Source organism: Mesomycoplasma neurolyticum (assembly GCF_900660485.1).
GTDB lineage: Bacteria > Bacillota_I > Bacilli_A > Mycoplasmatales > Metamycoplasmataceae > Mesomycoplasma_A > Mesomycoplasma_A neurolyticum.
Genome location: NZ_LR214953.1, coordinates 1 through 14,565 on the forward strand (window position 1 = coordinate 1; position 14,565 = coordinate 14,565).

General features: G+C 21.8%; 14 protein-coding genes and 3 pseudogenes. All 17 read right to left on the reverse strand.

Annotation, left to right across the window (positions count from 1 at the left end):
- On the reverse strand, window positions 1–828 hold an 828-nt coding region (locus tag EXC65_RS04225), incomplete at its 3' end, for an Mbov_0396 family ICE element transmembrane protein (protein ID WP_129720245.1).
- 1 nt (window position 829) lies between these two features.
- The gene (locus tag EXC65_RS04230) at window positions 830–1,153 is read right to left on the reverse strand and encodes an Mbov_0395 family pilin-like conjugal transfer protein (RefSeq protein WP_129719865.1); all 324 of its coding nucleotides are present in this window, start codon (window positions 1,151–1,153) and stop codon (window positions 830–832) included.
- Window positions 1,154–1,438: 285 nt separating this feature from the next.
- On the reverse strand, window positions 1,439–2,542 hold the full coding sequence (locus EXC65_RS04235; protein WP_165001331.1) for a hypothetical protein: 1,104 nt from the start codon (window positions 2,540–2,542) through the stop codon (window positions 1,439–1,441).
- Window positions 2,502–3,281 (reverse strand): Mbov_0400 family ICE element protein, encoded by a 780-nt coding sequence (locus tag EXC65_RS04240; RefSeq protein WP_129719867.1) that lies wholly within the window; start codon window positions 3,279–3,281, stop codon window positions 2,502–2,504. Before EXC65_RS04240 ends, EXC65_RS04235 begins: the two co-directional genes overlap by 41 nt.
- 114 nt (window positions 3,282–3,395) lie before the next feature.
- Complete coding sequence (locus tag EXC65_RS04245; RefSeq protein WP_165001361.1) at window positions 3,396–3,764, reverse strand: hypothetical protein; 369 nt, start codon at window positions 3,762–3,764, stop codon at window positions 3,396–3,398.
- Window positions 3,765–4,739: 975 nt separating this feature from the next.
- Window positions 4,740–5,062 (reverse strand): annotated as a pseudogene (locus EXC65_RS04250) (TraM recognition domain-containing protein).
- Window positions 5,063–5,733: 671 nt separating this feature from the next.
- Window positions 5,734–5,988, reverse strand: a pseudogene (locus EXC65_RS04760) (type IV secretory system conjugative DNA transfer family protein); the annotation flags it as partial.
- A gap of 58 nt (window positions 5,989–6,046) precedes the next feature.
- Window positions 6,047–6,175 (reverse strand): hypothetical protein, encoded by a 129-nt coding sequence (locus tag EXC65_RS04690; protein WP_276310803.1) that lies wholly within the window; start codon window positions 6,173–6,175, stop codon window positions 6,047–6,049.
- Window positions 6,176–6,398: 223 nt separating this feature from the next.
- The gene (locus EXC65_RS04260; protein WP_129719973.1) at window positions 6,399–6,614 is read right to left on the reverse strand and encodes a hypothetical protein; all 216 of its coding nucleotides are present in this window, start codon (window positions 6,612–6,614) and stop codon (window positions 6,399–6,401) included.
- A 35-nt stretch (window positions 6,615–6,649) separates the two neighbouring features.
- On the reverse strand, window positions 6,650–7,837 hold the full coding sequence (gene dnaG / locus EXC65_RS04265; RefSeq protein WP_129720248.1) for a DNA primase: 1,188 nt from the start codon (window positions 7,835–7,837) through the stop codon (window positions 6,650–6,652).
- A gap of 19 nt (window positions 7,838–7,856) precedes the next feature.
- Window positions 7,857–9,026, reverse strand: a complete 1,170-nt coding sequence (gene mobL, locus EXC65_RS04270) for a relaxase MobL (protein WP_129719871.1) — start codon at window positions 9,024–9,026, stop codon at window positions 7,857–7,859.
- 2 nt (window positions 9,027–9,028) lie between these two features.
- Window positions 9,029–9,331 carry a hypothetical protein gene (locus tag EXC65_RS04275; protein WP_129719872.1) on the reverse strand — a complete coding sequence of 101 codons (303 nt, stop codon included), beginning with the start codon at window positions 9,329–9,331 and terminating at the stop codon, window positions 9,029–9,031.
- Entirely contained in the window at window positions 9,331–10,293 is a 963-nt protein-coding gene (locus EXC65_RS04280; RefSeq protein WP_129719873.1) for a zincin-like metallopeptidase domain-containing protein, read from the reverse strand. Before EXC65_RS04280 ends, EXC65_RS04275 begins: the two co-directional genes overlap by 1 nt.
- Window positions 10,277–10,483 (reverse strand): hypothetical protein, encoded by a 207-nt coding sequence (locus tag EXC65_RS04285; RefSeq protein ID WP_129719874.1) that lies wholly within the window; start codon window positions 10,481–10,483, stop codon window positions 10,277–10,279. Before EXC65_RS04285 ends, EXC65_RS04280 begins: the two co-directional genes overlap by 17 nt.
- A 206-nt stretch (window positions 10,484–10,689) precedes the next feature.
- Window positions 10,690–11,532 (reverse strand): replication initiation protein, encoded by an 843-nt coding sequence (locus EXC65_RS04290; protein ID WP_165001363.1) that lies wholly within the window; start codon window positions 11,530–11,532, stop codon window positions 10,690–10,692.
- 397 nt (window positions 11,533–11,929) lie between these two features.
- Window positions 11,930–13,135 (reverse strand): Mbov_0401 family ICE element transposase-like protein, encoded by a 1,206-nt coding sequence (locus EXC65_RS04295; RefSeq protein WP_129719860.1) that lies wholly within the window; start codon window positions 13,133–13,135, stop codon window positions 11,930–11,932.
- 105 nt (window positions 13,136–13,240) lie between these two features.
- A pseudogene (locus tag EXC65_RS04765) lies at window positions 13,241–14,565 on the reverse strand (Mbov_0399 family ICE element protein); the annotation flags it as partial.

Here is a 14,565-nt window from a genome sequence, read left to right on the forward strand (position 1 = left end):
AACACCAATTCAAATCATTAAAAGACCTAAGGCAACTTGATAATATAAAAGCATAAAAAATTTACCTAAATAAATATTTTTTCAAGTTTTAAATTTTTCTCCATTATCATAAATACTTCAAACACTAAAAATAGGACTTGAAATAAAAAGCCAAAATATTTCAACAATTTTAACAGCGTAAACAAATAATAGTTTTATCATTCCATAAAGAATTAAAATTCCAGAGATTGAAAGAAAAATAATGGTTTGAACACCTTCACCTCAATTAAAAGTAGAATAAGTATTTATGCTTATAACTGAAAAAGGTTTTTTAGTTGTTGCTATTTCACTTCAAGTTTGCGACTCTATTTTGTCAGGTTTATTAGAAATAAATAAAGATTCAGCTAAACCTATTTTTTGACCATTGATAGCAATAAAAAGCAGATCTAAAAAAATTTGTAAAATTATAATAAAAGCAAAAGTTAAAAAAGGGATTAAAACCAATAAAGATATTGAAGGTAATAATTTTTTTAATGCTTTTATTAAAACATTACTTTCTTCATTGTTATGTCGATGCTTAGCAATAAATTTAAAAATAACTGCAATCATAACTACAATTAATAAAACAATTGCAATAATACCCATAGCTCAATAACTAGTTGGTACATTTTTTCAATTTTCATTTTGATTTTCAGAACCAAACAATATTTTTTTAACTATTGGAAAACCTAAATATTGAAATGTTGAAAATGTAATTTTTAATATTGTATAAGGAAATCAAACTAGTATGTACCAAAAAATAGAAAATACACCATAGACAATGCCATTTATAATTCCATCAAAAATCATTTTAAATTAAACCACCAATTTTAGCTAAGACAATTGGAATAGATGCTATAGCAACAATCACAATTACAAGACTTATTAATACAATTTTGAGTGATTTTTTATAAAATGATCTTTTTTCTTGATCTGTTGATGTACTCATTAATGTTGAAAATATAACTATTGCTGAAATAAATATAATAGCTACAACTGGAATTGAAATAGTTAAAAAATAATAAATTCAATTACTAGCTTCTTCAGCAAGTGTTTTAATAACTTCGGGCGCTTTACCACTTGGTGTGTTAAAACCACCTGTTGTTGTATCGTTTAAATATTGTAAAAATTTCATATTTTTTTTCTCCTAAATGTTTTATATTAAATTTAATAAATGCGCTATAGCTAAAACTCAGGCAATAGAGTTAATAGCTAATAAAATGTAAAGTTTTTTATAAAGTTGTTTTTTTGTATATATACTTTTATTTTTTTTAATTTTTTTAAAGTAATAAATAAGTGAATTGATTAAGAAAAATATTGGTACAACTAAAACAAAACTTTGATACATAAAAATAAATAAATAAAAAAACTAACAACAAGATTTACATCTTAATTTGTTAGCATATAAAAATAATGTTTTTTAATAAATTCTTCAGCTATATTTAATAGAGTTTTTACGTTCTCATTCTTCATAAAAAGCATCTATTTCTGAAGTAGTGTAATTAGTTTTAATTGTGGTATTGATTAAAGGATAAAAGTATTTAGTAACGTGTTCGTCGTATTGTCACTTAGTTAAAGGATTATTTGTTTTTAAACCAAGTTTAATTTGGAGCGGAGCTATTTCTTTGTTATATCAATTGATTAATTCTATGTAAAGTTTTTTGTAAAAAGGACTAAAATTTGAAAAAACATATTGCTCATTATATGAATAATGATTGATAGGATCTATATATGCTGAGACACTTTGGTTTAGTTGTTGAAAAATATTTTCTAGATTCTTATTATTTTTTAATTTTTCAAGTATATCATCTCTATAACTGCCTCTTATTTCTTCATAAAATATTATTTTTAATTTAATATAATTTCTAATAATAGAAAAAATGATAGGACTAGTTTTTCAATATAATGCACCATCAGCATAAATTGATAATCATCAACTTTTATCGTTTTCATCTAAAATAGTAGAAAGATAACCATCATCAAAAAGTCTATTTTTATTAGATATTAATTGGAACGCATATTTTGTATCTTTTTCAAGTCCATTTTTAGAGATTTTATCTAAGTCTGAATCTATTTTTTCAAAAATGGTGTTTGTTTTTTTATCTGAAATTTCATATCCTATTTTATCTAATGCTTTTTTATAAATTTCAACTATTTTAGAAATTCTTTCTTCTTTAGATAATGTTGGATTATTTTTATTAACAATATTTTCTAATTCTTTTGCCCATTCCCAATTTTTCTCTAATGTTTCATATACATAAAAATCAGGAATTGGCATTTCTTCAGTTAAATATTGATTTTGAACTTTAGCAGTAGGAGTTTTTGGTTCTGGAGTAACAGAAGATGGCGGACTAGAAGGTGGAGTGTTTTCAATATTTTCAGAACTTTTATTTGGTTCTTTAAGTAAACCTTTTCAACACGAACTAGATAATAAAACAAAAACAGTGGGTATTACTAATAAATTGCAAAATAAAAAAAATTTTTTAACGTGTGAAATCATCACCTTCTTTTTCAAATTCTTCATTTTTTTCATCTCCTATGTTTTGTAATCTTTTTTGCTCTATTTTTTCTTTTTTTAACTTCCTCTCATAAGATCATTCCCTTAAAAGATCTAAAAATTCTTCTCGCACACCATTTTTAAGGTTTCTTAATTCAATTAATGTTTCTTCAATTAAATTTTTTTTGTTTAAAATGTTAGCCATGAATTTTTTCTTATCTTTTCTGGAACTTTCAAAGTAATCTTGATCTAAAAAATATTCATGACTATATTTTAACTCCCCAACAAAAGCATTTGTTTTGTTATTTAGTTTAACATCCATAAATGAAACATATGGTGGCTCTTGGGTTAAATTCTCAAGAACACTTCTATAAATTTTGTCTATTTGATATTTTGTTAAATCATTTGTACTAGCAAAAATAACATTTTTTCTATCTACTATATTGTTTAATTCTTCTTTTTTAATTGAATAAATTTGCGTTGTATCAACATAAGAATCATTTGTTAATAATCCTATTGTAGCTTTTTCTAAAAAAATTTCACCCTTGTTAGCTTTTTTTCTATTACCATTTTCATCATGTGCACTTCTAGCTTTAATATAATAATATTTTTCTATAATTTTCCCATCTTCAGTAATTTCTGCATATTCATCTCTAAATATAACAATAGGTCTATGTTTGATTGGACCTTCAAAACGATCAAAAGTAATTTCATATTTAGTATTTTTTGTAAACATTGGTTTCATTTTAGGTAAATTTGTACTCATTTTTTAACTCCTATAATTTATTTTAATAAATTATACCACAATTTATTTAAAACATTATTTTTTATGCTATTTTTTTATTTTTTATACCTCCTTGTTTGTTAATCTTTTTAGATTTTATTTATTATTTTTAAATATTTCATCAACATCATAATTAAATGTTTTATAAGTATTTTCATTGATGTCTTTTGGATATTTTGTTCCAAATAAATGCTCAATACTACTTTTATTTGTTTCTTCTTTTTTAGGTTCAGAATTTGTTTCTTCAATTGGATCTTCAATTTTTTTTATTAATTCTTCATTTGTAGTTCAATCACAATAAGTAGTATTTAAATTATTCTTATTTTTTCTATTTTCAATTTGTTCTTTTGTTTCTAAAAGTTCAATTGCTTTAGCTTGGAGCATAAATGAAAAAGTTTTTTTATTTTTAATAACTTCTTCTACAACATTTAAATTTGCTTCAAGAAAAATTTTCACCCCTTTCACTGCATATTTATTTAATATTTCTGCTGTTTTATTTCAAGCAACAAAAGGTATAAAATCGGTAATTTCATTACTTCATTCGACTTATAATTTTCTTTACAGCAAGTGTTATTCAAGTGTAATAATTATTATTTGCACTTGTCATTAACTTAAAATCATTGGCAATTCTGCCGGCTAAAAAACTTTGTTCATATATCTCCCTATATATATAGTTATTTAATAAGAAAAAAATAGGTCTTTTTTATGCTAATTTTTTCTTATTTTTATTTTGTAATTTCTCATTGATTAGATAATTTTTTTTCATATTCTAATTTATGTTTTTTTGTTTTTTTAAATATCAAATATTTTTTGAAATTTTTTTTTGGCAATGTATTAAATGTTTGGGTTGACATTCTCTCACATAGTATTTTCTTTTTTGGATAATTCGATTATTGTTTCACAATTTTTTTCATCACAATAAGAGCATTTTTTTGTTTCTATAAAATTTATATCTTCCATTTTTAACTACCTTTTAAAAATTTTATTTTCCTTTTCTATGATTTTATATTCTTCGTTATCTAGCATTCCACTTTTAGTTTTGCTTCTAAATAAGCAAGTTGTTTTGTTCTGTTGTTTACTTTATCATTTTTTTCTTTGTCCATAAATTCCTATTTCATCTAAATCTTCTACATCAAATTCTTCCTCTTGTTCAAAATTTTTATTATTTTCTTTTTTTTTTTACTGTGCTAATTGTTTTAAAAGCATTTCATCCATTCATCTTTTTTTTCTTTTTCTATTATTTCTAGTAATTCTTTGTTGAGGTTTTTTATCTTTAGTATCATTTTTTGCAATTTCTGTAAATAATAAAAATAATCTTTTTCATTAAAAATTCTTATTTCTTTTTTTTCTATTTCATTTGATTTAGTGTTTCAAACATCATATGCATATGTTGAGTTAACTCTAGAAGGTTTAATTCCAGATTGAATTATTAAATGAACTTTAGGTGAAATATTTTTTTAATTCTTCAATTGAAACTAATGGTTTATTTGACAATGAATCAGTTGAACTTTTACTTTTATCATTTTTAGAATTTGAAAATGATGTTTTAACAACATTGCTTTGACCTAAAATTTCAGATGTTTTTTTTAATGTTTCATGATCAGAAGAATTTAAAAAAATAGTTAAGTTAGTATTGTTTTCAATTATTTTTTTATCATTTTTATATTTAGCTAATTGGTTTAAATCTTGCAAAACAATGAAAAGAAAATATTTCTACTTCTCGCAATAGTAACTTTATTGTCAAAATCTTTAATAACAGGCAAATTACCAAACTCATCACCAAAAATAAAAGTGTTCTTTTAAGTTTTTGATTTTTTGAAGCATTAGCAATATCAATTGCTGTTTGATAAATTTGATCAATCAAAATAGAAATGTAGCGATGTCTATCTTTTTTATGATCAGGAAATTTAATAAAAATAGCAAAAGGTTTACCATTATCTAAATGTGAATCTAAAATAATTTTTTCAATTTCAATATTATGTCTACAACTTCAAGATTTAATAGCTAAATCATTATTAAATTTAACAATAGCATTTACAGCGCCTGAAAGTTGACTTGTTAATGTACGATCATTATTTTCAATTAATGGTTTAACTTCTGATAAAAAGAAATTTTTTATTTCTTGACTTTGAGAATTTTGCAAAATGTTAATTCATTTACCTTTTGAAAATTCTTTGTAAGATAAAAACTGATTAAAAGAAGCTAAATTAAAATGTTGTTTTTTAAAATTTTTATCAATTGTTGAATAATAGAGCATAAACTTACCAATAATCTTTAGGCAATTTTTAGAGCTATCAGATCAAAACTTGTTATCACCACTTGTATTTCAATCATCTAATGATTCAATTACATCTGCTAATAATGAAAATGCTAATGATTCACGCTCAAGCTTATTCATGTTTTGATTATGAAAAGTTTTTCATATTTTAGATAAAAAGTTAAAACCATCAGAAATTAATGGATTAGTTAAATCTAAAGTAAATATTTGATAATTGTTTTTATCTAAATCATTTTTAAGTTCTAAATATAATTCACCTTTGGGGTCGATTAAAACAATATTTGGTTTGACTTCAGTGTTTTTAATATTTATGTTATATTTAGCACTTGGAATGATAAATCTCTGCGTTTTACCACTACCTGTTGTGCCAATAATTTTGGCATGTGTTTCTGTTGAAACAAAAATATTTAATTTTTGAACCTATTCTTTTATAACTAACAACTCAACCAGGTTTTTGATTTTAAAGTTTTTAAAAATATATTTTTGAAAACTCGCTAAATGAACCTTTTTTATTTGGTTCATCTCATAAAAAACTTGCCCCACCTTCTTCAAGTTTTTCAAATTTATTTTTATTTTTCTTAAATTTAAAAAATATCAATACTAAACATAAAAATGTAAATGAAAAAAATGAATGAAGATAATAAACTTATAGAAATTACATTTCAATTTGTAATATTTAATTTTCAATAATTTTTTAATTTTGGGAAAATATCAACAAATTTTTTTAAACTACTAATTTCAGAGAAAGGAAATAAAATATAAGTTAACAAAAAAACTGGAATTCAAAATAATATAAAATAAAAAGATATTTTAAATTTTTTTTACCTTTCATAAACTAATTCATCATTCTCCTTTGCTGAACTAAAATCTTTATTGTTGATTTTTAAAATTTTGCTAATAAAAGTATGATTATTTTTTTTTGTTATTATTAATTTGATTTCATCGTTTTTCTTTACTTGTTCATAAAATGCATTAACTTGTTTTTTATTTAAAAGAAATAATTTTAAAGTTTTTTCGTTTTTATATTTTAGTATCATAAAAAGAGTTTTAGTTTCATTAGTTTTATAGTCTTTTATTTTTGTATATATTTAAGTTTTGCACTTATGCTAATAGATTTTTCATTAGCATAATTAATAGTTTTTTTAGACTTTAGATCATCAGTTTTATAATGATTTAAATTCAGTCAATTTAAATAATGTAATTTTTTCTGATATGCATTTTTTAAATCATTATCCATGCTAAATTCATCAGCATCTTTAAAATTTAAAAAGTCAATTACATAAATATTTTGAAAATTATTTTTAAAAAGTTTTTTAATAATTTCATAAGTAGCTTGTTTACCTGCTTCATCACTATCTAAAGCTAAAGTTATTTGTTTATTTTTTAATATTTTGATATGATGATTTGAGAGATTTATACCCATTAGCGCAACTGAGTTATAAATTTGATTTCTTTCAAAAGCTAAAACATCCATATAACCTTCAGTTAAAATAATTTCTTCATTATTTTTTGCGTTAAATCAATTCAATAATATTTTGTTTTTGTTAAATACAGAGTTTTCTTTTGAGTTAAGATATTTAGGAAAATTACTATTGTTATCTAAAGTTCTCCCTGCAAATCCAACAATTTCATTAAATTCATTTTTAATTGGAAAAATAATTCTATTAATAAAAAAAGAATTTTCATTTTCGGTTAATAAAGATGAATTTATTAATATGTCTTTAGGTATTTTTTTAACATTAATTAAAAAATTTTTAAACTTTGCATTATTTGAGTTATAACCAATATCAAATTTTTGAATAATATTGTTATTTAATTTTCTTTTGTTTAAAAATGTTTTAAGTAAGATATTTTCATTTATTTCACTTAATAAATTTACTTTAAATAAAATAGTTGCCAATGAATTAACGTTGATAATTTCTTTTTCATTTGTCTGAAAGTCATTTTCCGGTTTTTTAAATTGATGTTTTTTTAATGAAATTATATGAAATTTATTTGTTAGCCATTCAATTGCTTGTTTTGTATCAATTTTTTGATATTCTTTGACTAATTCAATTGCATTTCCGCCTTTATTACAACCAAAGCATTTTCAAATGTTTTTGGAAGGGGAAATAATCAATGATGCATTTTTATCACCATGAAAAGGGCAAATGACTTTAAAGTTAGAACCTTGTTTTATTAATTTAAAAAATTCTTGTGCAACATCAACTATGCTGAAATTAAAAATATTATTTTTGTTTTTATCTTGATTTATTTTCATTATTTTTACCTATAACTTTTTAATCATTTATTAAGTCATAACCTTTATCAAAAGATTTTTTAATTTGATATATTTTGTATGGCATTCAAGTTAATTTTTTAATAATTTTTTTAAGTAATGTTTTTTCATGAAATTTACTAGATTTTAATTTTGCAATTATTTTTTCATTTAAAAAAGCAGCATTTTTTAAAATTTGATTATTAAGTTGATTATTAAATTCATTAAGTTGATTATTAATAAATTCAGTTTTTTCTTCATCAAAAATTTTATCTATTTCTAATTCTTGGAGTGTGTCAAGTTTTTGTTGAAAAATATTAACCTTTTTAAAAAATAATTCATTGTTTTTCAACAAATAATCTTTAATTGCTATAACTGATTCTTGTATTTCTTTAGGTGCTAAATTAAAAGTAGGCTTTTTATTGTTTTTGTAATATTTTTTTATTTTTTGAAGGTCATCATAAAAATTATTTTGTTCATTAAACATTACTTTAAAAATTGGTTCATGCTTAATTTCTGTTTTAATTTCAAAAACTTCTTTTTTGATATTTCATAGAGTTTCATAATCTTTTTTGTGCAAAAGTTTCATGTCTAAATATTTTTGAAATTTTTTAATATTTTCAATTTCTAATGAGCCTTTTGATCTAAATTTAAATTTTTTTTGTTTGTAATTTCATGTAGTAGGCATCTTCTCACTAAAAAGAATATGAAAATGTGGGTGTTTAGTATTGGTATGAATTGCAAATAAAATATCTAAATTTTTTAAATTAAATTTTTCACTTTTTAAAAAATATTCAAAATTACTTGCTAAAAAATCAGCATATTCTTGTTGTGAAACAATATTAGCATTTTTCATTCTTTCATATTCAAAAGACAAGACAGCATCCCAAATTAATTGTTCTTTTTTTAATTTTTTATAAATATTTTTAGCTTTTTCAACAGCAATTAAATTAGCTTTTTTGTTTTTGATTTTAAATAAACCTGAATTAATTGAACTTTGTTCATTAACTAAGGAATTTAAAACTTTTTCTAATTGTGTTTGTTCATTTACTAGAGCAAGTATTTCATTTGATGTTTTTGTTGATTTATAAACAGCGCTGGGCCTTGTAATGTAATCAATTACTTTTCCCTTTTTGTAATATTCATTAGTTCCTTTAGCAAAACGAGTTATTTTAAAAACTGAACTTTGCATTTTTATTTTTTAACAAGTTGAATCTCACTTTCATAGCGTTGCTTTGCTTTTTCTAAAATGTATTTGCTCATTTCTCATGAAAAGTTGAAATAAAAATCTTTTTTATCATTTTCACTTTTAACAATTAAAGGATTGAAAACAAAAAAGTCATGCTTGTTTTTGTAAAGTGATAGTTTATTTAACTTTACAAAAAATGATTTATGTCTTGTGCCAAAATTAACAATTATTGAAAACATGGCTACTTGTTTATAATCATTTTCACTTTGTTTAGATATAAGAAAAAAATTTGTGATTTCAATTTTCATTAATGTACAAGCCCTTCGTCTTGAGCTAAAAAATCTGAATTATCAATAATTTGTTTTTCATTTTTTTTAGTATCTAAATATTTTTCTAATTTTTGAGAAATATATTCAACAGCTTCATTTGCTTTGTTAGCTGCTTTAAATAGTTCATTTGGATTATCTTCGAGTATCTTAATTCAACTTTGAATATATGCATAATTATTATCTTGAATTTTCTTAGTTTGAAAACCAAACTTTGAATTTAAAAATATCGCCCCTAATTCAGCAACTAATTCTTCTATAGCTCTTGTTTTGATATTTTTACTATATGATTCAATTGAAGTTCTATTGAGTCTATCTTTATGCCCTGTTCAATGTGTTAATTCATGAAAAAAAACTGCTATTTTTGCTTCAGGACTTACAAAAGTTGTTGGCATTTGGATGTAGTCTTGATTTGGAGAAAAATGTGGAGTTTCAGTTAAAACATTGTCGTATACTTTTAATTCTAAAGCTTTAGACAAATTTTCGATTAAATAATCTACTCTTTTATCGCTAGAAACTTCAACAAATTTATTTTTGTATTTAGGTATATTTTCAACATCCTTTGCATTGAAAACATAATACGTTTTTCCAAAAAAGTAATTAGTTTTTTGCTTTTTTCCATTATTTTCAATTTCTGATTCATCTAATTGTTTGATGCCTCAATATTCAATTGAACAACCTTTTGCCCCTTTTTTTAGTTTAAGATTTGGTCTGTTTAATATTTGCTTAAAAGTTAAAAACCTTGGATCTTGAATATTTTTCATTTCAGAAAAAAGTTGAAGTCTTAAAATGTTTGTTCCATTGTAGTTTTTGTTGCTTACAAAATTCAAAGGATACATTGCTACAAAATTTTTATCTCAAAAATAATTATGTGTTTTTAAGTTTTTGATAATTTGTTCAACAATTTTTTTCCTTTCATCTAAAAGCTTATTTAAATTTTTCATTTTTTAAACCTTCTTCAAATTCAAAACCAAATGAAGTTAAAAAGTTTTTAAATTTTTCAGCATTTTTAAATGTTGGATTTTTATAAAATTCAAAAAAAGCATTATCTAAATCTTTTTCAAAATTTATTAAATCATTATCATTTCATTTTTTCTTACTTTTGTAATTGGAATCAAAATTAAATTCTTTCATCTTCAAATGTCACTCCATATTTTTTTTCAAATTCTTTTTTCATTTTTTCTGTTGGATTATTATTTAACTTTTTTAAATCATTAATAATGTTTTTCATAAGTAATTCCTTTTTCTTTTTTTTATTTTTCTTTTTTATTTCTTCTAAATATTTCTAGTTTTATTCTTTAAAACTTAAACTAAAATGAGATATATAACCCCCTACCCCCTTAAAAAAAGCATTTTTTTGCGAGTGATCCACTACATTTTTGCGAGTGATCCACTACATTTGCTATAAAACTACTAATCAAAAAGTTTTGTTTCATCTTGAATGAGATAATTATCAAAAACAAAATGAATGTAAGGTGTTTGGCCTTTTTTTGCAATCTGGTAAAATGAATCATCAATTTTCAAAAGTTTGTTTTTGCTATTTTTTGATAATCTTTAACAACAACATCAATGACGTATTTTTTAAAATCACTTAAGTTTTTATATGCATCAGTTTTAACTCCTAAAATATTTACAAAATTTTTTAGAGAAATTCATGTATCTATTTTTTCGCTATAGCTTCTGTTTTCCATTTCTTGAAAAAATCAAAAACTTAACGAAGATTTAAACTTTACAAGATTAGATAAATTAAACTTTTTAAAATGACCAAGGTTTAAATAATCATCTATGTATTTTGTGAATTCAATTTCAATCATTTTAGTTTTTTCATTGTATTGAAAACTTTCAATAAGCATTTTTTTCTTAGTTATGTTTTCTGTTTTTTGACTAATTGAAAAAATGGACGCAGCATCAAAACCCGCTTTTGAAATTTGACGCAACAAATCAGTTCGATCTACTTTTAAACTTTTTAAAAATAATCTTGAAAATTTAAATTTTAAAATTTTATTTTTGTCATGATTTGTAATGTATAAAAAACAGCTATAAAAAAATATTTTTAGCATTACAAGAGATGGACGCTCTTTTTGGATATACAATTTGTGGACTATTGAAGTAGGTACAAATTTATTTTCAAATTCATTTAAATTCAACAAAAAAACTACCTCGCTTTCTAACGAGGTAGCCAAACCACCATCTATTGAACACTACCAAAAATGGTAGTGTTCAATGGTTGGTGGTAATGTTTTTTTAGTAATCACCCCGTTAGCTAAATTATAACATTTTTTTCAATTTTCCTAGTTTTTATTAAAAACGGCATTTTCTCGCGCGTGCGCGCGTTGCTTTGAAGCAGGATAAGACCTGTTACATAACTTCCTAAACGGAAGGTAAAAAAATAAAATTCAATAACATATAATGTTATTGTTTTATCATTTTTTTTTATTAAAAGTTTAATAAAAGGTATTTGTTTTTATTAAAAACCTTAATAAAAATGATTTTTTTTAGAAGTTATAATACTATGTATTATATTTTTATTATGTTTTTTTATTAAAAACCTTAATAAAAGCATTTTTTTTGCTTAAAAATTTAGTTTATAAATTTAACTGATTTAGTGTTTTTTTGATTTAGAAAAATTAATTTTTTAAACACATCTAGACTAAAAATTGCAAATTTTTTAGTAGTATTTTTTTTGATAAAATGTGAAATCATCGTTTCTGTTTTGCTACCAATATCCATGACTTGATTGTAAAAATTTAATGCTTTTTTATTAAAAATTAAATATTGAATAAACTTGTAAATTTCTAAAACTTTATTTGGTATATTTCGTTTTTTAATTGAATTTAGTTTAATATTTCATAATTTTTTTACAACATTTTTTAAAATAAAAATTGCATTTTTACTATCATTTTCTCTAATTAAATTTTTAATTTTTTTATACAATGTTATATTAGAAATTTTTCTAAAATAATCAAAATATTTTTTATTTTCAGTATTATATTTACCATACCCCACAGTTTTTAAAAGTAATTTAGTTACATGAAATCAGTCTAAAATGTATATTGCATTTAAATGTTTAGAAATTGTTTTCATATACTTGGCACCGTCACCATAAATCACTAATTTTAAATTTAAATCATAATTTTCTTTAATGTGTTTTTTTATACTTTTAATAGTAAAATCTACAAATTTTTTTGATGTATTTGTTTTGGAAGTGTTTACCAAAAGTGAAGTTGCAAATACTTTTTTCTTATTATTTTTTTCTACTAAATGAAAATACATTGCTCTAGTTCTAAACTTACTTTTTTTATTGTTTTCATCTATTAAATCTTGGTATGCATCATCAATATGCATGTACAAATAACCATTGTTTTCTTTAGAATGAATATCTAGTTTTGTAGTTTTAATTTCTACTTTTTTCATTAAATATGTAATGTATCCAATTGAAATTATATTATTATATTTTTTAACGATATTTCTATAGCTAAGTCCCATTTTAACATTTTGTAAAATAGCTTTTTTTAGTTCAGGTGTGATTATTGTTCCTTTTTCAAAAATTAAATGAGGTGCATAACCATAATTTCATTTATCATTTTTATAATATTTATATTTAGTTAGTTGTATTTCGGATTCTCCATCTTTTATCTTAAAACTTTTTGTTCTTTTTGAGTGTATTATATAACCCAACTGTTTTCTTAATTCAGAATTAAGAAATTTTTCATCTTCATATTGAATTCATTTTACAAAAGAATTTATCCCTTTTTCACTTGTTCAATTTAACACGATTTTTTCCATAATATATAAATTTTAAATAAATTATTTGTAAATTAAATTTTTTTGTTTTAAATATTTATTAAATAATAAAAATAATACAAAAATAAAAACCAACTAAAAGTTGGTTTATTTTTTAATTTTTTTACCAGGACCAAAACGATAATATATTCAGATTACGATTCCAAAAGTTAAAATAGTTAAAACTATTGCTAAAGGAATAATTCACATTAATTTTTTCTTATCTATAGATTTATTTATATTTTTAGAAATAGCTTGATTTTTATTATTTTTTACTATTTTTTCAATAGCATCATTTTCAAGCCCGGGATCACTGTAGGGATCATATGTTGAATCATCAGCTTTAAGCATATTATTTATAATATTTAGCTCTGCAGAATTGTACATAATAAAGTTTTTAGGTTTAACAATACTTTGATTTTATTAATTTGATTTTCTGTAGTTAAAAGCTCTAATATTTTATCTCAATTTTCTATTATTAAATATTGTTCAAAATTTAAATTATAGTTTTTTAGTTGCTTATTTAAATCTTCAATAATTTTAGCTTTTAATTTATCTTTATTAGAAATATTGGCTTTAATTGTCTTAAGCTTTAGAGTAGCTAAATTTTGTTCTGAAGGCACTTCGAGATTATCAACTAAGTTAACTAAAACTATAGTTTTTTTACCAATTAAATTTTCATTATTTTGTATTACTTCTAAATTTAAATAATATTCTTTATATTCTGTATCTTTAAATTTATATACTTTACTAATAGCTTTTTTCACAGCATCACTTAAATTAGTAATTTTTCAATGGTCATTATACTTAAATTTAGAATCCATATTTTTTTCAATTGTTTCAATAATGTAATTTTCAGCTTGCTTTTGTTTTTTAATAGCTTTTAAATTAATTTCATCAATTTTTAAATCATTAAATATATCTTGTAATTTAGATGTATTAGTTTCGTTTATATTTTTTGTTTTATTTTGATTTAGGTTTGTATCATTTAAAGTTTTTAGTTCATCAAAAGTTAAATAAATTTTAAAAACATTTTTATTTAAGTAGTATTCGTTTTTTATATTTTTCTAAAAGTTTATAATTAATAATAATATTAAAGTGTTCTTCAAATGTTTCTTCATTGTATTCAATATTACTTATTAATTTATCACTATTGTCAAAATTTAAATATCATTTGTATCATAAAGTGCTAGTTAAAAAATTTGCTTTTGTTGTATTTTTAGCAAAAAGTTTAATTTTTTCAACATCAACTATTGGATGGATAGCTATTTTAGTTTCATAATCTTTTTCTTCGTTTTTAAATTTTAGGCCACTAATTATGATTTCTTTAGCTGATTTATCAATTTGATAATTCAAAGATCTTGTATCATCTTTAATTGAAAAAACAAATTTTAAATTGTTTTTTTCATCAATTGTTATGTTACTATCAACTA